This window comes from Actinacidiphila cocklensis, assembly GCF_907177275.1.
GTDB classification, from domain to species: domain Bacteria; phylum Actinomycetota; class Actinomycetes; order Streptomycetales; family Streptomycetaceae; genus Actinacidiphila; species Actinacidiphila cocklensis.
This window is the reverse complement of the sequence record NZ_CAJSLV010000075.1, coordinates 1-21,297: the sequence shown is the minus strand read 5'-3', so window position 1 is coordinate 21,297 and position 21,297 is coordinate 1. Positions and strand designations below refer to the sequence as shown.

Here is a 21,297-nt window from a genome sequence, read left to right as displayed (position 1 = left end):
CCAGCCGGCCGTCACGCGGCCGTACGCCGCCGCGACCGCATCAGGAGCAGCACCGCGCCGCCGAGCAGGCCGCAGCCCAGCGCGACGCCGCCGATCAGGCCGACCGGGTCGCTGCCGGTGGCGGCCAGGTCGCCGCCGGTGGAGCCGGACGTGCCCGACGAGCCCGAGGTCGCCGACATACCGGTCGTCCCGCTCGTACCTCCGCTGCCGCCGCCGGAGGCGCTGCCGCCCGCGGACCCCGTCGTGCCCCCGGTGGCGCTGCCGCCGCCGCTGCTGCCGTGGCCGCCGCCCGACGTGCCACCGCCGGTGGCGGTACCGCCGGAGGTGGCGTTGAGCACGACCTTCGCGCTGTTGTTCGCGGTGTTCTTGTCGTACGCCTTGGCCGTGACGGACGCGCTGCCGGTCGCGTTCGGCACGACCTTGTCGATCCGCAGCTTGAAGTGGACGTCCTGCGACCTGCCGCTCAGGAAGTAGAAGCCGAGCGGGCAGGAGTACCGCGCGCCGGGGACGCCCCAGTCCAGCCGCTTGCCGTTCGCGTCGAAGACGCTGCAGCCCTCGTAGGGGTCGACCACCGTGGTGCCCGGCGGGGGGCGGAAGTCGACGCGGCCGATCGGGTTCTCGTTCCACGCGTCCACGTAGTCGGCCGGCCCCTGGTTGGCGACCGACACGACCGCGTCGACCACCGCGCCCTTCTTGCCCCGCAGTTGCGGCACCGACAGCGAGAGCTCCGCGGTGTTGTCGACGTCGACCTTCACGTCGCCCATGTACGGTGTGCCGTTCGCCGAGACGGGGGAGCCGTCGGGGGCCAGGTCGGGACCTGTGCCCTGGACCAGCGTGTGGTGCTCGCGCTCGGCGGCCAGGGTGTCGGAGGTGTACGGGGCGGCGCCGAACTCCACGTCCTCGATCAGCGCGTTGGCACCTGCGGTGAAGGTCAGCCCCCCGTACGACACCGTGCCGCCGGGCGCGACCGGCGGGAGTGCGCACATCATGAAGCCGACCTTGCCGGCGCCGTCGACCTCGTACCAGCAGTTGCCGAACCGCGGCACCGAGTCCAGGGCGTGCGAGGGGGTGGCGAACAGCGCCGTGCCCTCACCCGGCTGACCGCCGTGGTTGGTCAGCGCGAAGGGCAGCGCCGCCGTGTCGCCCGGCGTCGTCCTGAGCTTGTTCGGCACCCCGTGCAGCTCGACGTCGGCGCCCGACCGGACGGTGACCTGCGTCTGACCGTGCACGTCCGGCTTCCCGGGCGCGTGGCCGGTGTAGTGGATCACCCCCGAGGCGCCGCCGTGGGCGTCTGCGGCCGCCTTCAGCTGGAGGACCACCGTCTTGGTCAGCGTCCGGTCCGCGATCGGGGCGTCGCACTCGGCCCCGCTGCCGTCCGCGGCCGGCGTGCAGGCCGACGGCCAGGTGATGTCGGCGAGGCCGGAGATCTCGGAGGTGTCGATCGTCAGCGTGCCCGCCATGAAACCCACCGAAGGGCTGCGGGAGAGTTCGACCTCCAGCGGCTTCACCGGGTTCTGTGCGGCGGACGGCCCCAGCGGCAGCGGCAGCTGCGCCGGGACGATCACCGATGTCAGCGTGCTGTCGGCGTGGGCGGGCGACACGGCGGCGCCCACCGCCAGCCCCGCCGACACCACAGCGGTGACCATCCACCGCGTTCTGCTCCGCGCCGCACCGCGCCGCCCCCGCAACCCCGTCATGTCCCCGCCCCTTGTGCACTCGTCCTTGTGAACACGAAGACAGGGAAGGGTGAACAAAGGTTGTACGAGGTCCTGTTGGCGGGCGCCCCGGGGTATCAGAGGCGCCCCCGGTGTCAGCGGCGCCCCCGGTGTCAGCGGCGCCTGCGGTGGCCCGAGCCGCGGGTCGGGGCGGCGCCCGGCAGCGGGCGCCGGCGGCGGATGACGGTGATGACGACCGCGAGGACCAGCGCCGTACCCACGGTGATGCCGGCGGCCGTCCACAGGCCGCCGGACGAGGACGACGACGAGGTGCTCGCGGACGCGTCGATCCGCTTGGCGTCGCCTGCGGCCGGCTTGGGGGTCGCCGAGGCCGACGCCTTCACCTGGCTGAGCGGCGGCACCAGGGTGCCGACCGGCTTCGCGGTGGGCGCGGCCTTGAAGCCCCAGTCCAGCAGCGCGCCGGCCTCCCGGTAGACGTTGTTGTGCCCCGGCGCCGGGTTCATCACGGTGACCAGCAGGGTGCGCCCGTTGCGCTGCGCGACACCGGTGTAGGTGGCGCCGGCGTTGGTCGTGTTGCCGTTCTTCACACCGGCGATGCCCGGGTAGCGCTTGAGGTCGTAGTCACCGCTGAGCAGGCGGTCGGTGTTCTGGATCTGGAAGGACTCGCGGACCTTGGTCGGCTTGCCGCTCTTGTCCTTCTTGTAGTCGCCGGGGAACTGCGCGACGACGGTGGAGCAGTAGGCCCGGAAGTCCGCGTTCTGCAGACCCTGCCGGGCGAAGAGCGTGAGGTCGTACGCGCTGCTGTGCTGGCCCGGCTCGTCGTAGCCGTCCGGCGTGACGACGTTGGTGTCGTTCGCCTGCAGCTCCTTGGCCATGGCGTTCATGTCGGCGACGGTCTTGGGCACGCCGCCGTTCATCGCGGCCAGCACATGGACCGCGTCGTTGCCCGAGCGCAGGAACACCCCGAGCCACAGGTCCTTGACGGAGTAGCCCTGGTGCTCCTGTATCCCGACCAGGCTGCTGCCCGCGCCCATGCCCTGGAGGTCGCTCGCCGCGACGACGTGCTGCTCGGACGAGGGGAACTTCGGCAGGACGACGTCCGCGAACAGCATCTTCAGGGTGCTGGCCGGGGCGAGCTGCCAGTGCGCGTTGTGCTCGGCGAGGATGTCGCCGGTCTCCGCGTCCGCCACGATCCAGGAACGGGCGGTCAGCTTGGCCGGCAGCGCCGGCGCACCGCCCGAGAGGTCCACCTGGGTGCCCGGCACCCCCAGCCGGTCGCCGCCGACCGTCGACATCCGCGCGGGCGGCTGCGGCACCTTCGGCCCGCGGTCCGGCGCGGCCGCGGCCGTCCCGGTCAGTACGGAGCCGCCCAGCACAACGGCGGTCGCTGCGGTCGCGGTGACCGCCAGAATGCGGTGGCGCAGCGCGCGGCGGGCGGGCGGCGCGATCTGAGGCGTAGGCACTCGCAAGAACGTACAGGGCTCAGGTACCCGTTCCCCCGCCAGGGTCGGCCCGCACCCGGGTGAAGCCGCCCGCACCGGCGGCGGCGCCCCCGCCTTCCGGCCTCGCGGGGGGCCGCCCATACTGGGACGTATGAAGCTCAGTCGCCCGGTGTCCTGGTTCCTCGCCGCCTTCGGTGTGTGGTCGTGGATCGTCTGGGTCACCTTTGTGAAGAACCTGTGGAAGGACACCAGCGGTCTGGCCTTCCACCACGGAGACCACTCGTCGCCGACCGCGTACTTCTGGATCCATCTGACCCTGGCCGTGGTCTCCACGGTCTTCGGCACGGCCATCGGTGTGATCGGCCTGCGCGGCCTGCGCGCCCTGCGCGCGGCCCGGCACCCCGCCGCCGTCACCGAGCCGCAGCAGCAGGACCCGGCACCCGCAGGAAGGTGAGCCCGGTGTCGCAGGCGGTGTCGGGGTCCTCGACGACGCAGAGCATCCGCGCCGACCGGGTCCGGTAGACGGAGAGGTCGGTGTCGGTGCCGCCCTCCGCCCCGGCATCGGTGAAGACGAAGCCGCTGAAGGTGTCGAAGTCCCAGTCGCCCGCCGCGTCGACCCGGGCCTGCGAATCCCAGTCGAAGGTGAACAGCAGGCTCGGCACCTGCGTTGCGCTGTAGTGCCCGTCCGCCGCCAGCACCAGCAGGCCGCCGTCCGACGTGCGCCACTCGCCGACCAGCGCGTCGCGCGACACGTGCGTGTCCCGTCTCGGCTGCGCGCCGTCGTAGGCCGTCACGCCCCACCAGGTGCCGCCGACCAGGGTGACGACGCTCATCGCGGCGGCGGCCGGGCGTATGCCGCGGCGGAGCCCCCGGCGGGTGGCGACGGAGAGGGCGAACAGCGCCGCCTCCAGTGGCCAGAGGATGGCGAGCGCCATCGCCGTGTCCAGCAAGGCGACGCGCCGTCCCGGGGTACTGCCGCGGCGGGGCGAGGGGGCGAAGGCCGTCACGACGGCGGCGACCCCGGCGGCCGCGGCCCACAGCAGTGCCACGGTGAGGTAGGCGTCCCAGGGTCCCTGGTCCGGCAGCTCCTCCCGGCTGACGAAGCGCGTGAGCACGGCGCCTGCCGAGCAGATGATCGCGCCGAGCCCGGCGACCATGACGAGGAGGAACGTGCCGCAGCCGGCCTGCGCCTCGGGTGGGGGCGGGGGCAGCGGGGTCGAGGAGGGCATCGCCGGGCCTTTCTGGCCGTGGAGCGGGGCGGCGACGCCCGACGGGGTCAGGTGGGCCGCGGGGGAGCGGGCGGGGTGGCGCTGCGGGTGGCCGTCGTGCGGCCGATGGTGGGGAGGATGAAGTCCTGGATCAGGGACTTGGCGTCGCGGACCATCGGCCGGAAGACCCGGTAGCGGGACAGCGAGATCAGCTTCGCGACCAGCGGTGTGGACCGGCGGACGAACTCCCTGGTGCGGGCGGTGTCGGGGGTGCGGTCGAAGACCCAGTAGAGGACGACGACCATCAGGTGCAGCCAGAGCAGCTCCGGCAGCAGCTCGGCCAGTTCCGCGTCGAGCTTGGGCGCCAGGTCGGACCCCGACAGGACGTCCCGGAAGAGTTCGACCGCGGTCGCCCGCGCCGGGTGCGACTCGTTCGAGAACGGGCTGAGCGAGCTGTCCGGGTCGGCCGCCGTGCGGAAGAACTGCGCGGCGAACTCGTGGTACTCGGCGGCGCAGTCCAGCCAGGACTCCAGGGCGATCCGCAACCGCGCGTCGAAGTCCCGCTCGCCCGCCATCCGGGCCGCGGCGTCCAGCGCGTGCGCGTACGTCATCCGGTCGTAGAAGCCCTGGATCAGGAACTCCTTGGACTCGAAGTAGTAGTACGCGTTCCCGACCGAGACCCCCGCCTCCTGGGCGATGGCCCGCATCGTGGTCTTGTCGTAGCCGCGCTCCTGGAAGAGCCGCATCGCGGTCTCCAGGATCAGCGCCCTGGTCTGCTCGCTCTTGCCGGTCTTGGGCCGCGCCCGCCCGCCGGGCAGTTCCTCCGCGGTTCCTGCGGCGGGCGCCCCTGTCGTCGTGCCGTTGTCCTCCATCACGGTGAGCCTAAGGCCTGCCGCCTAGCCCGGCGGAGCACACCCGCCCGCGCAGCCGCCGGGCTCCGCGGGCCGGTCCGGGGCCGGGTCGGCCACCGTCCAGCCGCCGGCCCCGTCGTAGACCCACGGGGTACGTGACGGCTCGGCAATATGCGACGGCTCGGCAATGTGCGGCGGGCGGCGGCCGGCCAGGGGGGCGCCGCGGGGCGGGGTCCGCCCCGGGACGTGCTCGGTGGCGGCGCGGCGCGGGGCTTCGTGGGCGCCGCGGTATTTGGCGACGCCGAGCATCGCGGCCCTCGCCAGCCGGCGGCGGCTGGGCGTGCTCATGGTGTGCGCGAGGGCGCGGTGGTCGGCCAGCGCCCACAGGCACACCACCCAGGCGGAGTCGCCGATGTAGACCTGGCCCGCGTCGCCGACGGCGGTGATCTCCCGGCGGGTGGCGCCGTCGTGGTCGAGGGCGGGGAAGAGCCGGCGGGCCTGCGCCGAGCCGACCGGGACCAGCCGGAGCGGGATCAGCTTGCGCTGCCCGGCCAGCCAGCCGCTGACGAAGGCGCAGAGCCGGCACTGCGGGTCGTAGAGCACGGTCAGCCCGCGCAGCGGCGCCCGCCGCGGCCGCCCGGCCGGGGCGGCGGCCGGGGTCCCGGCCGCCGTCGTCTGGGTGGCCATCTCAGGCGCCCGCGGGCTTCGGGCCGGTCCAGCCGCCCACCGCGGTCTCGGTGAGCCCGTCGGGGTCGACCGGCGGGTACTGCTCGCGCTCCATCAGGCCGCGCCGGCGGATCTTGTTGAGGACGAACACATTGCCCAGGTGCATCGCGCCGAGCACCAGCAGCACCACCCCGAGCTTGACCGACAGCTGCTCGAAGACCTGGCGGGCGTCGTCCGCGGTGTCGGCCGACTTCAGGTAGAGCGCGACGAAGCCCATGTTCACCAGGTAGAAGCCGACGACCAGCAGGTGGTTGACGGCGTCCGCGAGCTTCTCGTTGCCGTGCAGCACGTCGGCCAGGAAGACCCTGCCGTTGCTGCTGAGTGTCCTGGCCACCCAGATGGTCAGCCCGATGCTGACCACCAGGTAGACGACATAGGCAAGGACGGTCAGGTCCATGACGAATTCCACCCCTCTACGTTCCTTGAACGTGTTCAAAACTTCGAACAGGATGACCATAGCCCTGTTTCTGAACACGTTCAAGCTCGGGTCCGCCCTTCGCCACGCAGGGCGCAGGGCGCAAGGCGCGGGGTGCAGGGAAAAGCGGACCGGCCCGGCTCCGTGGGTACGGAGCCGGGCCGGTGGTGGCCGCGGGGGGAGCGCCCCCCGGGTGTGTCGTCAGTCGGCGGACGACGCCAGCGCCATGTCCGGCGCCCCGCCCTTCTGTGCCGTCGGCTCGTCCTCGGCCGGCTCCACCGCCATGTGCGGCAGGGCCTTGTCCAGCCAGCCCGGCAGCCACCAGTTCGCCGTGCCGAACATGTGCATCAGCGAGGGCACCAGGACCGTCCGCAGGATGAACGCGTCCAGCGCGACCGCACCGGCGAGCCCGATGCCGAACATGCCCAGCACCCGTACGCCGCTGAGCGCGAACGCCCCGAAGACGCAGATCATGATCACCGCGGCCGAGTTGATCACCCGGCTGGTCTCGGCCAGACCGACCCGCACCGCACGGGCGCTGTCCTTGGTGTGGACCCACTCCTCATGCATCCGGCTGACCAGGAAGACCTGGTAGTCCATCGACAGGCCGAACAGCAGCGCCAGCATGATCACCGGCAGGAAGGCGTCGATCGGCCCCTCCCGGTTGGCCCCCAGCAGGCTGCCGCCCCACGCCCACTGGAAGGTCGCCACCAGCACGCCGAACGACGCGCCCGCCGCGACCATGTTCATCACCGCCGCGGTCAGCGGCACGACCAGGCTGCGGAAGGCGAGCAGCAGCAGCACGAAGCCCAGCGCGATGATCACCCCGATGAAGATCGGCATCTTGCTGCCCAGCACCGACGCGAAGTCCTTGAAGGTCGCGGTCGGACCGCCGATGTACGCCTTCATCGTCGTGCCGCGTTCGGCGGCCGGCACCACGTCGCTGCGCAGGTGGTTGATCAGCGTGGTCGTCGCCTTGTCCTGCGGCGACGTCGTCGGCACCGCCCGCACCAGCGCCACCGTGCTGTCCGGCTGCATGGGCAGCGCGGCGGCGTAGGCGATGCCCTTGGTGTGGCCCAGCGTGGTCACCAGGCCGTCGAGCGCCGCCTTGTCACCGGCGCCGCCCGGCACCTCCGCCAGGATGGTCAGCGGCCCGTTGAAGCCGGGGCCGAAACCGTCCGCGAGTATGTCGTACGCCTTGCGGGTGGTGCTGGACTTCTGGTCGTTGCCCTGGTCGGACGAGCCGAGCCGGAGCGACAGCGTCGGGATCGCCAGCACCGCCATCACCACGACGGCGACCGCGGCCAGCGACTTCGGGTGCCGCTGCACGAACGTCGACCAGCGCATCGCCGCACCGACCGCGTCGCCGGTCCGCGGACCCTCGGCGGCGAACTTCCGCCGCTGCCGGCGGCTGAGGATCCGGTGGCCGAACACCCCGAGCATCGCGGGCAGCAGCGTGATCGCGGCCAGTACCGAGACCACCACGGTCATCGCCGCCGCGATCGCCACCCCGTAGAGCAGGCTCAGGCCGACGGTGAACATGCCGAGCAGCGCGATGCAGACCGTGCCGCCGGCGAAGAGCACCGCACGGCCCGAGGTGTTCACCGCGGTGACCGCCGAGTCCTCCGGCGACTTGCCGCTCAGGATGCCCTTGCGGTGCCGGGTCACGATGAACAGCGCGTAGTCGATGCCCACGCCCAGGCCGACCAGCATCGCCAGCTGCCCGGCGAAGTCCGGCACGTTCATGGTGTGGGTGAGCAGGATGATCAGCGAGGAGGAGATGCCGATGGCGAACAGCGCCGTCACGATCGGCGTCAGCATGCCGAACAGCGAGCCGAACGCCAGGAAGAGCACCACCGCGGCCGCGCCGATGCCCACGAACTCGCTCAGCCCGGCCGGCGGCTGCTCGACCGACTGGATGATGTTGCCGCCCAGCTCCACCTGGAGGCCGTCGGTCCGCGCGCCGTGCGCGGTGTCGACGAGGTCGTGCACCTGCGCCTTGTCCAGCTCGGCGCCCAGCACGTCATACGTCACCGTGGCGTACGCCGTCCTGCCGTCCTTGCTGATCTGCGCGGAACCCGCGGCGTCGTAGGCGCTGACGACCTGGCCGACGTCCTTCTGGTGCTTGACCTTGTCCAGCATCGGCTCGATGCGCTGCCGCACCGACGCGTCCCGCACCGAACCCTTGTCGACGTGCCACACCACGGTGTCGGACTCGCCGGACTGGTCGTGCACCGCCTTGTCCAGCAGGTCGATGACCTTGCTCGACTCGGTGTTGGGGAGCGAGAAGACATTCGAGTAGGTGTCGCCGGCGATCTTGCCCGCGGTGCCCGTGCCGAACAGCGCCGCCACCCACAGCAGAATCACCAGCCATTTGTGCCGGAAGCACCATCGCGCCAGAGCGGCCACGATCTTTCCCCCATCCCTGTTGTTTCACACGTGTTTCTGTCCACTGATCCACTCGCCCCCCTCCAGACTCAGTGGGCCGCCCCGCCCGGACCAAGCCGAAACGACTTCTCTCAAGGAACTCCAAAGTTCGCGCCATCCGGGGGTGTCGGCGGTTGCGGATACTTGACGGCATGGAGACAGCTGTCGGCACGGCTCCCACGGTTCTCGTCGTCGAGGACGAGCCCGGAATCGCGGACATTCTGCGCATCACGCTCAGCTACAACGGCTTCACGGTCCACTGCGCGGCCACCAGACGGGAGGCGCTCGCGGCCGTCCGCGAACACCGGCCCGACCTCGTCCTGCTCGACGTCATGCTGCCCGACGGCAACGGCTGGGAGGTCTGCCGCGCCCTCCGCGCGGAACACGCCGCCGAACGGGCCGCCGAGTCCGGCGCCGACGACCTCGCCATCATCTTCGTCACCGCCCGCGACGCCCCGCGGGACGTCGTCGCCGGGCTCGCGCTCGGCGGCGACGACTACATCACCAAGCCCTTCGGCGTCGACGAGGTCGTCGCCCGGGTGCACGCGGTGCTCCGCCGCACCCGGCGCGACACCGGCGTCGCCGACCGGGTGCTGCGGCACGGCGACCTGGAGATGGACGAGGCCACCTACTCGGTGCGCCGGGCCGGCCAGCCGGTCGAGCTGACCCCCACCGAGTACAACCTGCTGCGGCACCTGCTGCGGCACGCCGGGCGGATCATCTCCAAGGAACAGCTGCTCCAGCACGTGTGGCAGTACGAGACCGTCGTACCCTCGACCGTTGTCGAGACGTACATCTCCTATCTGCGGCGCAAACTCGACCGCTTCGGGCCACCGATGATCGAGACCAGGCGCGGCGTCGGCTACGGGCTGCGGGCAGTGGAACAGGAGTGACACCGTGACGCGGCGCCGGCTGCTGCCCCGCCCCAAAACCCTGCGCGCCCGGCTCACCCTGGCCAACGTCGCCTTCGTCGCCCTCGGGCTGCTGGCGACCGCCGCCTTCAGCGTGATGGCCACGTACATGGTGCTGGGCAGCGAGATCGACAACACCCTGCGCGACTCGCAGCGCTCGGTCAGCAGCGCCCCCGTCACCTCCCGCGGCCTGCAGCAGCTGTGCACGCTGGCCGGCATCCTGCAGGACGGCAAGGACGGCGGGCTGTCCTTCGCCAAGGCCTTCAAGCAGGACCTGTTCGTGGTGCTGGACTCCGACGGCAGCAGCTCCTCGGTGTGCGAGAACAGCGGCGGCGCCAACAGCCGCATCCGCGAGGACCTGAACAGCGGCCTGTCCGACCCCGCCGCGCTGGCCCGCAGCGGCAAGGCGGTCAACGTCCGCGCCGACGGCACCGACTACCGGGTGGTCGTCACCCGGCTCAGCGACGGCAGCATGGTCGTCCAGGGCATGCGCTACAGCGGGCTCGAACACGCCATCCACAAACTGCTGGTGTGGGAGTCCGCCGCGGGGCTCGCCCTGCTCGGGCTGCTCGCGGTCGGCTCGCTGACCGCGGCAAGGCGGCGGCTGAGCCCGCTGGAGAACATGGTCGAGACCGCCTCGGCCATCGCCGAGGGCGACCTGTCCCGGCGGATCGCCACCGCACGCCACGGCTCCAGCGAGGTCAGGCAGCTGAGCACCGCGCTCAACGCGATGCTCCAGCAGATCGAGACCGCCCTGACCGAGAGCGAACGCGCCACCGCCCAGCTGCGGCACTTCCTCGCCGACGCCTCCCACGAACTGCGCACCCCGCTGGCCTCCGTCCAGGGCTACCTCCAGCTCTACGAGAAGGGCATGCTCGACGCCGACGACAAGGAGCGCGCGCTGCACCGGGTCTCCGCCGAGGCCAAGCGGATGAGCCGGCTGGTCGACGAACTGCTCGCGCTCGCCCGGCTGGAGGAGCGTCCCGACCTGGACTTCCAGCCGGTCGACGTCTGCGCCCTGGTACGGGACGCCGCCGCCGACCTCGCCGCGCAGCAGCCCGGCCGCCCGCAGACACTGCTGCTGCCGGCCGACGACCGGACCGCGTACGCCCTCGGCGACGAGGCGGGGCTGCGGCAGGTCGTCGGCAACCTGCTCAGCAACGTGCGCATCCACACCCCGCCGGACGCGCTGCTGGTCATCGAGGTCGACGGTGACGACTCCGCGGTCCGGCTGCGGATCGCCGACTCCGGACCCGGGCTCGATTCGCGGGACGCCGTCCGCGCCTTCGACCGCTTCTTCCGCGCCGACCCCGAACGCGCCCCCGACACCGGCGGGGCAGGCCTGGGCATGGCGATAGTCCAGGCTGTCGTCCAGGCCCACCACGGCACGGTCACCCTGGACACCGCACCCGGGCAGGGCCTCACCGTCCACATCACCCTCCCCCCGGTCGGCCCGCCCCCTCCCGTTCCCGCCCCCGCGGCGGCGCCGACACGGGAATCCGCCGCCGTGCCGGCAAACGGGCTTGCGTTGGAGTGAACTCCAACTCATAGCGTCCTGGCCATGACACCAGCGCCCGCCTCCGCAACCTCCGCTTCCGCCGCCGACGACCGCTACGCCCGCGGCCTGGCCGCCCTCAGCCTCGTCACCGGCACCGAGCGCCCCGCGGTGCTCGACTCCGTCGCCGAGATCGCCCCCGACCTGGCCCGCTTCACCATCGAGTTCGGCTACGGCGACGTCTGGTCGCAGCCCGGCCTCACCCCGCGGCAGCGGCAGATCGGCACGATCGCGGCGCTGGCCGCCCTGGGCAACGCGGCCCCGCAACTGCGCTTCCACATCGCCGGCGCCCTCAACGTCGGCTGCACCCGGCGGGAGATCGTCGAGACCTTCATCCACGCCACCGTCTACGCCGGCTTCCCCGCCGCACTCAACGCCCTGGCCGCGGCCCGCGAGGTCTTCAGTGCCCGCGCCGAGTCCGAGTCGGATGCCGCCGGCTCCGAGCCCGAGCCCGAGTCCGCCGCAGTCCCGGCCACCGAGTCCACCCCGGCCGCCGACCGCTACGCCCGCGGCATCGCCCTGCTCCAGGAGGTCGACGGCCCCGCCGGCCCCGGCGTCGTGGACTCCCTGGCCGACCTGGCGCCCGACCTCGGCCGCTTCGTGATCGAGTACGTCTTCGGCGACGTCTACGCCCGCACCGGCCTCGACCTCCCCACCCGCGAACTCGCCTCCGTCGCGATGTGCACGGCTCTCGGCACCGCCGGCCCCCAGCTCCGCGTCCACCTCCGCGCCTTCCTCAACGTCGGCGGCACCCGCGAGGAGATCGTCGCCCTCCTCACCCAGCTCGCCGGCTACGCGGGCTTCCCCGCCGCCCTGAACGGGGTCACCGCCGCCCGCGAGATCTTCGCCGAGAAGGACGCCGGGCCGGACGCCGCCCACTGAACCGGGCGCACCGCCGGCCGGCCCGGCGCCCGGCGCGTCACTCCACCCCGAACCACCGTGCCCCCGCCGCCCGCAGCCCCCGGAGGTCCGCCGCCTCCGGGACCGGGGCGGAGGTGGCCCAGGCGACGAACGAGTCCGGCCGGATCAGCGCCGCCGTGAAGCCCGGCTCGGCGGACGGCTCGACGCGGGCCGCCACCACGTCGACCAGGGAGGACCAGCCGGCCGCCGCCTTCGCCGCCGTCGCCGTCCCGGTCAGGTCGAGCAGCAACGGGCGCCCGCTCCTGGCCAGTTCGGCCACCCGCACCGGACCGTCCGGGGCGGACAGCAGCAGGTCGCGGACGTGCGTGCCGACCAGCGGGTGGCTGCCGCCCAGGTCGTAGCGCAGGTCCGAGCCGGCTATCAGGTCGGCGACCCGCTGGATCGCCGACCGGTCCTGCAGCAGCTCGCCGAACAGCGTCCGCAGCGCGTCCACGTCGCTGCCCGGCTCCAGCACGGCCGCCTGCGCCTGGGCGTAGACCAGGGTGCGGCGCGCGGCGGCGGTCCGCTCTTCCGCGTAGCTGTCGAGCAGCCCCTCGGGTGCGGTGCCCGCGAGCTGCGCGGCCAGCTTCCAGCCGAGGTTGATCGCGTCCTGGAGCCCGGCGTTGAGCCCGGGGCCGCCCCCCGAGGCGTAGATGTGGGCCGCGTCGCCGATCAGGAACACCCGCCCGTCACGGAACCGGTCGGCCACCCGGGTGTTGCCCCCGGAGAGCCGGCGCAGCACGAACGGCCCCGGCCCCTCGGGCGCCGCCAATGGCACCTCCGCCCCGAGCACCCTCCGTATGCTCGCCGCCATCTCCTCCAGGCTCATCGGCTCGTCGCCCTCGGCCGGCTCCCACTCGACCGTGGCCACCAGCGGCGGACGGCCCGGCAGCGGAGCCCAGTTGAACGACCCCCGCTCGGTGCGGCGCGGCAGGAACGGCGGGACCGTACCGGCCCCCGGCACCCGCAGCCCGTCGGGACCCACCCATTCCGCGGGGACGCTCACATGCGCGTGCCGGGAGACCGACCGGTCGTAGGTGACGCCGGTGAAGCCGATCCCCGAGAGCTTGCGCGTGACGCTGTGCGCCCCGTCGGCGCCGACGGCGTAGCGGGCCGTCAGCCGGTAGGGACCCGCGGGTCCCGACACCTGCAGCTCGACCCGGTCCTCGCGCTGGGTCAGGCCGGTCACCTCGTGCCCGGTGCGTATCTCCGCGCCCAGTTCACGCGCGCGTGCGGACAGCACCTCCACGATCCGGTGCTGCGGGACCGCCACCGTGTAGACCGGGCTCTCCGGGAGCCCGCTCAGGTCGAGCGGCAGACCGGCGAACATGAAATACGCGCTGTTGGGCTGCGGCGGTCCCGCGCTGCCGCTGAGGCTCTCGTACAGACCGCGCCGGTCGAGCGCCGGCACGACCTGCCCGACCAGCCCGTTCGCCCGGGGCTCGCGGCTCGACTCCGGCAGGCTCTCCAGCACGACCGCGCGCACGCCCAGCAGCCCCACTTCGGCGGCCAGCATGAGCCCGGTGGGACCCCCGCCGACGACCACGACATCGACATCGACTTCCGCTCCGGTATCCGCACCGGTATCCGCATTGACGGCCATCAGGACGCACTCCTCTCGACTCTCCACGCTCACTTGCTCACTTGCTTGCTCGCCTGCCTGTCGGTCTCAGCTCTCGGTGCGCGCAGGCGCGGGCAGGCCCGCCGTCAACTGCTCCAGCACCTCGCTTATCAGCGGCCCCAGCGGGACCGGGGGGTCCGCGCGCAGCCAGTGGGTCAGCGCCGCGCCGATCGCGGCACCGACCGAGGCGGCGACCAGCTTCGGGTAGAGGTCGGTCCGCGGGTCCGTGCCCGTCCGCGCACCGATCGCCGCGGCCATCACGACCTGCGCCTCCTGGTCGGCGCGCAGCACCTCGCCCTGCACGGCGGGCTCGGACAGCACCTTCCAGATCGCGTCGGTGTGCCGCTTGCCCTCCGCCGGGTCGACCGGCCTGGTCCCCTCCGGGGCGAACTCGGCCTGCACCGTCGTCCTCATCGACTCCCACAGCGGCTCGTCCGCGGGCCGCGCCTCCAGCGCCCGCGCGACCCGCAGCATCCGGTCCAGATGGGTGGCGGCCACCGCCTCCGCCTTGCTGGAGAAGTAGTTGCGGAACGTGCGCTCCGAGACGTTCACCGCGGCCGCGACGTCCGCTATCCGCACGTCGTCCCAGCCGCGCCTGATGCTGAGCGCGATCGTGGCCTGGCTCAGCGCGGCCCGCGTCTGCCGCTTCTTGCGCTCGCGAAGCCCTTCGGCGGCGTCGCTCGCGTCCGCCGTCCCCGCCGGGCCGTCCGTGGTGTCCATGCTTGCCAGCGTAGCATTTTTTCCGATCCGGCAAAGATTCCGAGTCGGAAAAATTCTTGGCGTCGCCTCTCCGGGCCGGGCGGCCGCACCGCCCTCGGTACGGTGGGACGACAGCCGACCCGGCTGCGACGGAAGGTGCGCGCATGCGGTTGCCGTTCTCCGAGGAGCTGAGGGCCGCGCTCGGGGCGCCCCGGCGGGCCCGCCGGCTGGGCAGCAGCCCGCGCTCACGGGTCTGGCGCGTCGAACTGGCCGCGGGGCCCGCGGTCGTGAAGCAGATCGTCGGCGGCGCCGACGCGGGGGAGCGCTACGCCCGCGAGGTCGCCGCGCTGCGGCTGGCCCTGCGTGCCGAGGCGCCCGTGGTGCCGGCGCTGCTCGCCGCCGACGCCACCGCGCGGGTCCTGGTGCTGGAACGCGTCGCCGACCGCCGTCCGCCGCCCGACTGGATCGTCGGCTACGCGACCGCGCTGGCGCGGCTGCACGCGTCCGGCGGCCCGGACGCCGCTGCCGTCCTGCCCCGCTGGAAGGGTCCCGGCGCCGCCGACACCGACGCCTTCCTCCGGCTGGCCGGCCGCCTCGGCGTCCCGGTCCCGCCCGGGGTGCCCGCGGAACTCGCCGCCCTCGTGGACCGCCTCGCCCAGGCCCCCGGGCACGCCCTCCTGCACGGCGACCCGTGCCCCGGCAACGACCTGCACACCGCGGACGGCGTCACCTTCATCGACTTCGAGCAGGCGTCATGGGGCAGCGGCCTGGTCGAACTCGCCTACCTCCGCATCGGCTTCCCCACCTGCTGGTGCGTCACCGCCGCGCCGCCGCCGCTGCTGGAGCGCGCGGAGCGCGCCTACCTCGCGGCCTGGCGCACCGAAACCGGCACGGATCCCGCCGCCGAGGTCGACCTCGACCTCGACCTCGCGGACGCCTGCGCGGGCTGGCTGATCAGAGGCGACGCCCTGGTGGAACGCGCCCACCGCGAGACCACCGACCACCTCGCCCGCCTCCCGGCCCACGACTGGACCTGGGGCACGGTGACCGCCCGCCGGCGCCTGACGCACCGCCTGTCGGTCGTCACCCACCTGCCCGCGACCCGCTTCCCCGCCCTGCAGACCCTCACGTCCGCCCTCCACGCGCACCTGTGCACCCACTACCCGCGGCTGCCCCCGGTCCCCGCCACCCGCCCCGCGTAGGGCCGCGGAAAGGCCGAGGCCCGCCCCCCGGTGAGCGGGGGAGCGGGCCTCTGTGCAGGGCGCGTGGGGAGGGACTAGAAGCGGCGGGTGATCAGGGCGCGCTTGACTTCCTGGATCGCCTTGGTCACCTCGATGCCGCGGGGGCAGGCGTCCGTGCAGTTGAAGGTGGTGCGGCAGCGCCAGACGCCGTCCTTGTCGTTGAGGATCTCAAGGCGCTGCTCGCCGCCCTCGTCGCGCGAGTCGAAGATGAAACGGTGGGCGTTGACGATGGCCGCGGGGCCGAAGTACTGGCCGTCGTTCCAGAAGACCGGGCAGGACGAGGTGCAGGCGGCGCAGAGGATGCACTTCGTGGTGTCGTCGAAGCGCTCGCGGTCCTCGGCCGACTGCAGGCGCTCGCGGGTGGGCTCGTTGCCCTTCGTGATCAGGAAGGGCATCACGTCGCGGTAGGCCTGGAAGAAGGGGTCCATGTCGACCACGAGGTCCTTGAGCACCGTCAGGCCCTTGATGGGCTCGACGGTGATGGGCTTCTCGGGGTTGATGTCCTTGATCAGGGTCTTGCAGGCCAGCCGGTTCCGGCCGTTGATGCGGACCGCGTCCGAGCCGCAGACGCCGTGGGCGCACGAGCGGCGGAAGGTCAGGGTGCCGTCGATCTCCCACTTGATCTTGTGGAGGGCGTCAAGGACGCGCTCCTTGGGGTCGATCGGCAGCTGGTAGTCGACCCACTCGGCCTGGTCGGAGACCTCGGGGTTGAAGCGGCGCACCCGCAGGGTGACCGTGATCAGGTGGGACGCGGCGGCCTCCGCCGCGTCCAGCGCGGACGAGTGCTTGTCCAGCGTCGGAGAGTTGGGGGTGCTCATCAGTACTTACGCTCCATCGGCTGGTAGCGGGTCTGCACGACCGGCTTGTAGTCCAGCCGGATCGACTCGGCGCCGGTCGCGCCGTCCACCTCGCGGTACGCCATCGTGTGCCGCATGAAGTTGACGTCGTCCCGGTTCGGGTAGTCCTCGCGGTAGTGGCCGCCGCGGGACTCCTTGCGGGCCAGTGCGGACACGGCCATGACCTCGGCGAGGTCGAGCAGGTTGCCCAGCTCGACGGCCTCCAGCAGATCGGTGTTGAACCGCTTGCCCTTGTCCTGGATGGACACGTTGAGGTAGCGCTCGCGCAGCTCGCCGATCTTCTCGACGGCGGTCTTGATGGTCTGCTCGGTGCGGAAGACCATCACGTTGGCGTCCATGCACTCCTGCAGCTCGCGCCGGATCTCGGCGACCCGCTCGTTGCCGGTGGCCGTGCGCAGCCGCTCGATCTGGGCCTCGACCTGCGCGGTCGGGTCCTCCGGCAGCGGCACGAATTCGCTGGCGTGGGCGTAGTCCGCGGCCGCGATGCCGGAGCGGCGGCCGAAGACGTTGATGTCGAGCAGCGAGTTGGTGCCGAGCCGGTTCGCCCCGTGCACGGACACGCAGGCGACCTCGCCGGCCGCGTACAGGCCGGGCACGACGGTGGTGTTGTCGCGCAGCACCTCGCCCTGGACGTTCGTGGGGATGCCGCCCATGGCGTAGTGCGCGGTGGGCTGGATCGGGATCGGGTCGGTGTACGGCTCGATGCCCAGGTACGTACGGGCGAACTCGGTGATGTCCGGGAGCTTCGCGTCCAGCTGCTCGGGCGGCAGGTGGGTCAGGTCGAGGTAGACGTGGTCGCCCTCGGGGCCGCAGCCGCGGCCCTCGCGGATCTCGGTGTAGATCGCCCGGGAGACGACGTCGCGCGAGGCCAGGTCCTTCATGACGGGGGCGTACTTCTCCATGAAGCGCTCGCCGTCCTTGTTGCGGAGGATGCCGCCCTCACCGCGGGCGCCCTCCGTCAGCAGGATGCCCATCCGCCAGATGCCCGTCGGGTGGAACTGGAAGAACTCCATGTCCTCCAGCGGCAGCCCGCGCCGGTAGACCGCGGCCTGGCCGTCACCGGTGAGGGTGTGCGCGTTGGAGGTCACCTTGAAGAACTTGCCGGTGCCGCCGGACGCGTAGATCACCGACTTCGCCTGGAAGACGTGGATCTCGCCGGTGGCCAGCTCGTACGCCACCACGCCGGCGGACCGCTGCACGCCGTCGACCTCGGTGAGCAGCTGGTCGAGGACGTAGAACTCGTTGAAGAACTCCACACCCTCCTTGACGCAGTTCTGGTAGAGCGTCTGGAGGATCATGTGACCGGTGCGGTCGGCGGCGTAACACGCCCGGCGGACCGCGGCCTCACCGTGGTTGCGGGTGTGGCCGCCGAAACGGCGCTGGTCGATCCGGCCCTCGGGCGTCCGGTTGAACGGCAGGCCCATCTTCTCCAGGTCGAGGACCGCGTCGATGGCCTCCTTCGCCAGGATCTCGGCGGCGTCCTGGTCGACCAGGTAGTCGCCGCCCTTGATCGTGTCGAAGGTGTGCCACTCCCAGTTGTCCTCCTCGACGTTCGCGAGGGCCGCGGCCATGCCGCCCTGGGCGGCGCCGGTGTGGGAGCGGGTCGGGTAGAGCTTGGTCAGGACGGCGGTGCGGCTGCGCTTGGTGGCCTCGATGGCGGCGCGCATACCGGCGCCGCCCGCGCCGACGATGACGGTGTCGTACTTGTGGATCTGCATGGGGTCGCTTTCCCTGTCCAGCCCTGGCTTAGCGGATGTTCGGGTCGAAGGTGAAGATCACCAGCGAGCCGAGCACGATGGTGAACGCCACTGCGGTGAACAGCAGCGTCTTGAGCCAGACGCGGGTGTTGGCCTGCTCGGCGTAGTCGTTGATGACGGTCCGCAGGCCGTTGCCGCCGTGCAGCATCGCGAGCCACAGCATGGCCAGGTCCCAGTACTGCCAGAACGGCGACGCCCAGCGGCCGGCGACGAACGCGAAACCGACCTTCTGCACACCGCCGTCCAGCACCAGCTGGATCAGCAGGTGGCCGATCACCAGCACGACGAGCACCACGCCGGACAGCCGCATGAACAGCCAGCCGTACATCTCGAAGTTGGTGCGGCTGCTGCGCGGGGTGCGCTTGGTACGGGCCCGCGGCGGCTCGATGACCGGGGCGGGGTTCTCCGGGCTGTACGGGGCGACGCTGGAGCCGGTCAGCTCGACGGCGTCGGTGATGTCAGTGGACATGTGTCGCTCAGCTCCCGAACAGGACTCGTGCGGCGTGGCCCAGGACCGGGTAGATCGCGCCCAGCATCAGCAGGATCCACAGGCCGACCACGGTCCAGAGCATCTGCTTCTGGTAGCGCGGCCCCTGGGTCCAGTAGTCGACGGCGATGATCCGCAGGCCGTTCAGCGCGTGGAAGAGGATCGCGGCGACCAGGCCGTACTCCAGCAGGCTGACGATCGGGGTCTTGTAGGTGGCGACGACCTTGTCGTAGTCCTCGGGGGAGACGCGCACCAGGGCGGTGTCGAGGACATGCACGAACAGGAAGAAGAAGATGAGGACACCGGTGACTCGATGAGCCACCCATGACCACATGCCTTCCCGGCCGCGGTAAAGCGTTCCAGCCGGCACGGAAAAAACCCTCCGGGAGCGGGGCGAGGGGTGCCGGCTAGGGGTGTCGGTCACGCCCGGCCGGGTACGGTCCACCGGCCCCGGCCATCGTAGCGAGGCGATACGGCCTGAGTACCGCGGGGTAGGCCGGGTGTGATCGATCCCGCACGGTCGGGTGAACGGGGCGGCTCGAATGCCCGCGCGGACTGGTCGGTACGAATCGCGTGCGCACCGGAATCCGTGCTTCCGCCGGCCAGCCGGAACAGCCGGGTGCGGCACAGCCGGCGCAGCTGCTCCGCGGTGACGACCCGCTCCTCGTCCTCGTCGTGCCCGATCCGCTCGCGCAGGCTCGCCACGGTCTGGTCGAGGGCGGCGGCCGGGTCGGCGGCGGTGCACTCGTCGAGGGCGAGGATGAAGGCGTGGCCGAACTTCGCCTCGTAGTGTGCGTGGGCGGCGCGCAGCGCGGTGTGCACGGTCAGGCCGCCGCGGTCGGTCAGCGCCGTGGTCGCCTCGCCGGCCAGCGCCTCGGCGAGGTCGCCGGGGGCCAGGTCGTACGCCGCCTCGTCCGCCGCGGCCAGCAGCGCCTCGACCGTGGGATACGGGCGGTGCGCGGCCATCCGCCGCGCCCACCGGTGGCTGCCGCAACAGGCCAGCAGCGCTGCCTCGGCGGCGGCGGGCGGTGCGTGGTTGAGCCGCGTCAGCGGGGACGCCGGAGCGTCGGACGCGGTGTCGCTGGACAGCAGCGGGGCTCCAGAGTCGTGGTGGGGCGGCCGCGGGGTGACCCCGTACGGCGGCTTGTGCGGGAGAGAACTCCACTGTAAGCGCGGCCGGTTCGAACGGAGCAGGCAGGTGTGCGAACTTCACCCGTACGGAGTGTCACCGGCCGGCCCGTTGACCCGCGCCGGGTCGGTCCCACCGGAACGGGGGAGGCGGGCTGCGGGCGTGACATCACGCTCTTCGGCGGGGCACGCGACAAAGTGACGACGGCCGGGGGCCGCCTCCCCCCACAGGAGCGTCCCCGGCCGCCGACTAGTACTGCGTATCCCAGACCAAAAGTGTCACAGCCGCTCATGAGGCAGGATTGGCCGTGTGTTCGAGGGGGTGGGGGTGGACGTGGAAGTGCACGAGTCGCTGGAGGCCGCGGTCAGCGCGGCGCAGCAGGGCGACGACACCGCGTTCCGTACCGTCTACCGCGCTGTCCAGCCGCAGTTGCTGAACTACGTCCGCAGCCTGGTCGGGCCGGCGGACGCGGAGGACGTCGCGTCGGAGGCCTGGCTGCAGATCGCCCGCGACCTGCCCAACTACCGTCCCGGCAGCGGGTCGATACGCGGCTGGGCGGCCAGGATCGCCCGCAACCGCGCACTGGACCACATCAGGGCGCGCAGCCGGCGGCCGGTGCCGGGCGGCGGGGTGGACGACCTGGTGCAGCTGCCCGACCGGGCGGACACGGCAGGCGAGGCGCTGGACGCGGTCGCGACCGACCGGGCGCTGGCCGCGATCGCCGCGCTGCCGCGCGAGCAGGCGGAGGCGGTGCTGCTGCGGGTGGTGATGGGACTGGATTCGACCAGTGCTGCACGAGTGCTCGGAAAACGCGCGGGATCGGTGAGAATGGCCACCCACCGCGGGCTGCGGCGGCTGGCCGAGATCCTGGAGTACGACCACGGGGACCTCCCGGACCACGGCGAACCGGCGGATCGCGCCGAACGAGGCGAACGAGGCGAGCAGCGGAACGGGAGCGGCCACCGCGACGCGATCCCCCCGCAGCGACCGGTGGACCGGCAGCACGCGGATGTGACGCTTTCCGCGTCCAAGGCGCTGTGAGGAAGTGGGATGAGCGACAACACTCGACGCGAAGCCGCATCCACGGACCTGCCCCACCCGGCCCGGCACCCCCACCCGCCCCAGCGCTTTCCCGCGCCCCGCGGCGGCACGTGGCCCGACGCCAGAACCGCCGAGCAACTGCTCTCCGGTGCGGGTTCCGGTGCCGGCTCCGGCGCGGGCTCCGGCACGGCATCAGGCGCAGCCTCCGGAGCGTCGCCGACCGAGCCCGCCGACCGGCTGGTGCGGCTGCTCGCCGCGGCCCGTGACGGGCGCGCACCCCTCGACCCGGCCCGGGAGGCCGCGGCGCTCGCCGCCTTCCGCAGCGCCGCCGCGGGCCGCGAGACGGCCCGCGGC

The 21,297-nt window shown here is 72.4% G+C and carries 20 protein-coding genes and 1 pseudogene; 7 read left to right on the top strand and 14 right to left on the bottom strand.

Annotated elements, in window-relative coordinates:
• Positions 1-11 precede the first annotated feature (11 nt).
• Both NFU81_RS27765 and NFU81_RS27760 read right to left on the bottom strand, forming a co-directional pair.
• Complete coding sequence (locus NFU81_RS27765) at positions 12-1,646, bottom strand: hypothetical protein (RefSeq protein ID WP_251495428.1); 1,635 nt, start codon at positions 1,644-1,646, stop codon at positions 12-14.
• A gap of 182 nt (positions 1,647-1,828) precedes the next feature.
• Positions 1,829-3,139, bottom strand: coding sequence for a D-alanyl-D-alanine carboxypeptidase family protein (locus NFU81_RS27760; RefSeq protein WP_422665303.1), 1,311 nt, complete (start codon positions 3,137-3,139; stop codon positions 1,829-1,831).
• Between the two features lie 130 nt (positions 3,140-3,269).
• On the opposite strand from NFU81_RS27760, the gene NFU81_RS27755 reads away from it, so the two are divergent.
• Positions 3,270-3,572 carry an SCO4848 family membrane protein gene (locus tag NFU81_RS27755; RefSeq protein ID WP_251495426.1) on the top strand — a complete coding sequence of 101 codons (303 nt, stop codon included), beginning with the start codon at positions 3,270-3,272 and terminating at the stop codon, positions 3,570-3,572.
• Here the strand turns inward: NFU81_RS27755 and NFU81_RS27750 are convergent.
• The 5 genes from NFU81_RS27750 to NFU81_RS27730 all read right to left on the bottom strand — a co-directional run bounded on the left by NFU81_RS27750 (position 3,529) and on the right by NFU81_RS27730 (position 8,727).
• Entirely contained in the window at positions 3,529-4,347 is an 819-nt protein-coding gene (locus NFU81_RS27750) for a hypothetical protein (protein WP_251495423.1), read from the bottom strand. The genes NFU81_RS27755 and NFU81_RS27750 overlap by 44 nt on opposite strands.
• Before the next feature lie 47 nt (positions 4,348-4,394).
• Entirely contained in the window at positions 4,395-5,198 is an 804-nt protein-coding gene (locus NFU81_RS27745; RefSeq protein WP_251495420.1) for a TetR/AcrR family transcriptional regulator, read from the bottom strand.
• A 24-nt stretch (positions 5,199-5,222) separates the two neighbouring features.
• Positions 5,223-5,864, bottom strand: a complete 642-nt coding sequence (locus NFU81_RS27740; protein WP_251495417.1) for a DCC1-like thiol-disulfide oxidoreductase family protein — start codon at positions 5,862-5,864, stop codon at positions 5,223-5,225.
• A gap of 1 nt (position 5,865) precedes the next feature.
• On the bottom strand, positions 5,866-6,300 hold the full coding sequence (locus NFU81_RS27735; RefSeq protein ID WP_251495521.1) for a hypothetical protein: 435 nt from the start codon (positions 6,298-6,300) through the stop codon (positions 5,866-5,868).
• Positions 6,301-6,519: 219 nt separating this feature from the next.
• Positions 6,520-8,727 (bottom strand): MMPL family transporter, encoded by a 2,208-nt coding sequence (locus NFU81_RS27730; RefSeq protein ID WP_251495414.1) that lies wholly within the window; start codon positions 8,725-8,727, stop codon positions 6,520-6,522.
• Positions 8,728-8,897: 170 nt separating this feature from the next.
• Between NFU81_RS27730 and NFU81_RS27725 the strand changes: the two genes are divergently transcribed.
• Genes NFU81_RS27725 through NFU81_RS27715 form a run of 3 tightly spaced genes read left to right on the top strand, consistent with a single transcriptional unit; the run spans position 8,898 to position 12,093 of the window.
• A complete protein-coding gene (locus NFU81_RS27725) occupies positions 8,898-9,638 on the top strand; it encodes a response regulator transcription factor (RefSeq protein ID WP_251495410.1) in 741 nt (246 codons plus the stop codon).
• A 4-nt stretch (positions 9,639-9,642) separates the two neighbouring features.
• Complete coding sequence (locus NFU81_RS27720) at positions 9,643-11,193, top strand: sensor histidine kinase (protein WP_251495407.1); 1,551 nt, start codon at positions 9,643-9,645, stop codon at positions 11,191-11,193.
• Between the two features lie 24 nt (positions 11,194-11,217).
• Positions 11,218-12,093: a carboxymuconolactone decarboxylase family protein gene (locus tag NFU81_RS27715; protein WP_251495404.1), complete on the top strand. Its 876-nt coding sequence runs from the start codon at positions 11,218-11,220 to the stop codon at positions 12,091-12,093.
• A gap of 37 nt (positions 12,094-12,130) precedes the next feature.
• Here the strand turns inward: NFU81_RS27715 and NFU81_RS27710 are convergent, their stop codons facing one another.
• The gene (locus NFU81_RS27710) at positions 12,131-13,714 is read right to left on the bottom strand and encodes an FAD-dependent monooxygenase (protein ID WP_251495401.1); all 1,584 of its coding nucleotides are present in this window, start codon (positions 13,712-13,714) and stop codon (positions 12,131-12,133) included.
• A gap of 66 nt (positions 13,715-13,780) precedes the next feature.
• On the bottom strand, positions 13,781-14,452 hold the full coding sequence (locus NFU81_RS27705) for a TetR/AcrR family transcriptional regulator (protein ID WP_251495398.1): 672 nt from the start codon (positions 14,450-14,452) through the stop codon (positions 13,781-13,783).
• A 143-nt stretch (positions 14,453-14,595) separates the two neighbouring features.
• On the opposite strand from NFU81_RS27705, the gene NFU81_RS27700 reads away from it, so the two are divergent.
• Positions 14,596-15,633 carry an aminoglycoside phosphotransferase family protein gene (locus NFU81_RS27700; protein ID WP_251495395.1) on the top strand — a complete coding sequence of 346 codons (1,038 nt, stop codon included), beginning with the start codon at positions 14,596-14,598 and terminating at the stop codon, positions 15,631-15,633.
• A gap of 74 nt (positions 15,634-15,707) precedes the next feature.
• Here the strand turns inward: NFU81_RS27700 and NFU81_RS27695 are convergent, their stop codons facing one another.
• The 5 genes from NFU81_RS27695 to NFU81_RS27675 are packed head-to-tail and all read right to left on the bottom strand — an operon-like array spanning position 15,708 to position 19,775.
• A complete protein-coding gene (locus NFU81_RS27695) occupies positions 15,708-16,490 on the bottom strand; it encodes a succinate dehydrogenase iron-sulfur subunit (RefSeq protein ID WP_251495392.1) in 783 nt (260 codons plus the stop codon).
• Positions 16,490-18,247 carry a succinate dehydrogenase flavoprotein subunit gene (gene sdhA, locus NFU81_RS27690; protein ID WP_251495389.1) on the bottom strand — a complete coding sequence of 586 codons (1,758 nt, stop codon included), beginning with the start codon at positions 18,245-18,247 and terminating at the stop codon, positions 16,490-16,492. Before sdhA ends, NFU81_RS27695 begins: the two co-directional genes overlap by 1 nt.
• 28 nt (positions 18,248-18,275) lie before the next feature.
• Positions 18,276-18,755 (bottom strand): succinate dehydrogenase hydrophobic membrane anchor subunit, encoded by a 480-nt coding sequence (locus NFU81_RS27685; protein ID WP_251495386.1) that lies wholly within the window; start codon positions 18,753-18,755, stop codon positions 18,276-18,278.
• Positions 18,756-18,762: 7 nt separating this feature from the next.
• Positions 18,763-19,143: a succinate dehydrogenase, cytochrome b556 subunit gene (gene sdhC, locus NFU81_RS27680; RefSeq protein ID WP_033177889.1), complete on the bottom strand. Its 381-nt coding sequence runs from the start codon at positions 19,141-19,143 to the stop codon at positions 18,763-18,765.
• Positions 19,144-19,193: 50 nt separating this feature from the next.
• Positions 19,194-19,775 (bottom strand): 2-oxo-4-hydroxy-4-carboxy-5-ureidoimidazoline decarboxylase, encoded by a 582-nt coding sequence (locus NFU81_RS27675; RefSeq protein WP_422665306.1) that lies wholly within the window; start codon positions 19,773-19,775, stop codon positions 19,194-19,196.
• A gap of 460 nt (positions 19,776-20,235) precedes the next feature.
• On the opposite strand from NFU81_RS27675, the gene NFU81_RS27670 reads away from it, so the two are divergent.
• Together NFU81_RS27670 and NFU81_RS27665 are read left to right on the top strand one after the other, a co-directional pair.
• The gene (locus NFU81_RS27670; RefSeq protein WP_422665305.1) at positions 20,236-20,943 is read left to right on the top strand and encodes an RNA polymerase sigma factor; all 708 of its coding nucleotides are present in this window, start codon (positions 20,236-20,238) and stop codon (positions 20,941-20,943) included.
• A 9-nt stretch (positions 20,944-20,952) separates the two neighbouring features.
• Positions 20,953-21,297 (top strand): annotated as a pseudogene (locus NFU81_RS27665) (hypothetical protein); the annotation flags it as partial.